Raw genomic sequence first — 1183 nt, 5'->3', positions numbered from 1 at the left:
CGCGAGGCGTCTCGCGCGGGGCACCTCGCCGCGTAGCGGGACGGCGTCCTCGGCTGGGAGAGGGCGCCGGTCCCCAACACCGGCGCCCCGATCGAGAACACCGTCTACGCGATCTGCTCCTACGCGTCGCCGTCCGCCTGACTCGCGCGTCTGCTCCGGTCTCGGTCCCGATCTCGGGTTGTGGCGCGGAGGACCCGCAGGTCCGGAGCGTGCGGTACGCGGTGAAACCGGCCTGGACCGTCCGGCCTCTTCCAGCTCACAGCGGTCCTACTCGCCCTCGCCGACCAATGGAGGCGAGTGTCCGTTGGGGCACCGCCACACGCCGCCGGGCCGGATCTTGAGCGCGCCGCACTCCTCGCACACGTGCTCATCCGCGTCGAACTCCTCGGTCATCGGCGGAATGTCGCGCGGGCCAGCGCTGCCCGAGCCGCCGCACGTCTCGCACCGGATCTCGATCCAGGACCGGCCGACCAGGACGCGGCTCCCCTTGCCCTCGCAGTCCTGGCACGGCGGACCGGTCCACGGATCGTCACTCACTTGGGAACCTTCCCCGAGCCGCCACAACGCGGGCACGACACCCAGCGCTCCGGCTTGCCGTTCTTGGCGACCCACCAACCACCCTGCCCCTTGCAGTGCGGCTCGTCGCAGGTCTTCTCTCCCATGATCACCACCTTAGGGCGAACCTGATCGGCGGTCTCTCCGTCGAAAGGGTCGGTCACTGTCACCGCGTAGACGGCCGTCCCGGCGCTTCCCCGCGCCGGGACGGCTCGCGAGCCGGTCCGTCCCTCAGCCCCCAGCCGCGGGACGGCCCAGTCTGGTCCGTGGCCCCCAAAGGCAGCACCCATGAAGCCTGGGGACCACGGGTCTATGTCTCGCGGAGTCGGCTCGCGCGCTCGATGGCCAGAGCGAAGATCTCGTTCCAGGTGGCTGCGGCGGCGGGGTCGCCGTTTCGGCCGTCGGGCTGCCAGAGGCTGGGGAGGTTGGCCAGCCACTGGTCGTAGGCGGTGACCGCCGCGGCCAGCGCCTGCATGTGCGACATGGACTCGATCGGCACCTTGTCCGGGTCTGGCACGTCCTCGTGCCATGGTCTAGCCACGACGCACCCCAACTGCTGCCCGGCCGCCGGCGGAATGGCGGCCGGGCAGCTTCCCACCCACGGCACCGGCGCGGGGCGTGATGCTGC

General features: G+C 71.4%; 3 protein-coding genes. All 3 read right to left on the bottom strand.

Features of this window, described 5'->3' with window-relative positions:
* Window positions 1–267 precede the first annotated feature (267 nt).
* A complete protein-coding gene (locus AB0J52_RS41550) occupies window positions 268–537 on the bottom strand; it encodes a hypothetical protein (protein WP_500188786.1) in 270 nt (89 codons plus the stop codon).
* Window positions 534–662, bottom strand: a complete 129-nt coding sequence (locus AB0J52_RS41545) for a hypothetical protein (RefSeq protein WP_500188784.1) — start codon at window positions 660–662, stop codon at window positions 534–536. The genes AB0J52_RS41550 and AB0J52_RS41545 overlap by 4 nt, the downstream gene beginning before the upstream one ends.
* A gap of 203 nt (window positions 663–865) precedes the next feature.
* Complete coding sequence (locus AB0J52_RS41540) at window positions 866–1072, bottom strand: hypothetical protein (protein WP_500188783.1); 207 nt, start codon at window positions 1070–1072, stop codon at window positions 866–868.
* Window positions 1073–1183: the final 111 nt, after the last annotated feature.

The organism is Spirillospora sp. NPDC049652 (assembly GCF_040675125.1).
Taxonomy (GTDB): Bacteria; Actinomycetota; Actinomycetes; order Streptosporangiales; family Streptosporangiaceae; genus Spirillospora.
The sequence above is the reverse complement of the archived record's forward strand: the minus strand, read 5'-3'. Positions and strand labels throughout refer to the sequence as shown.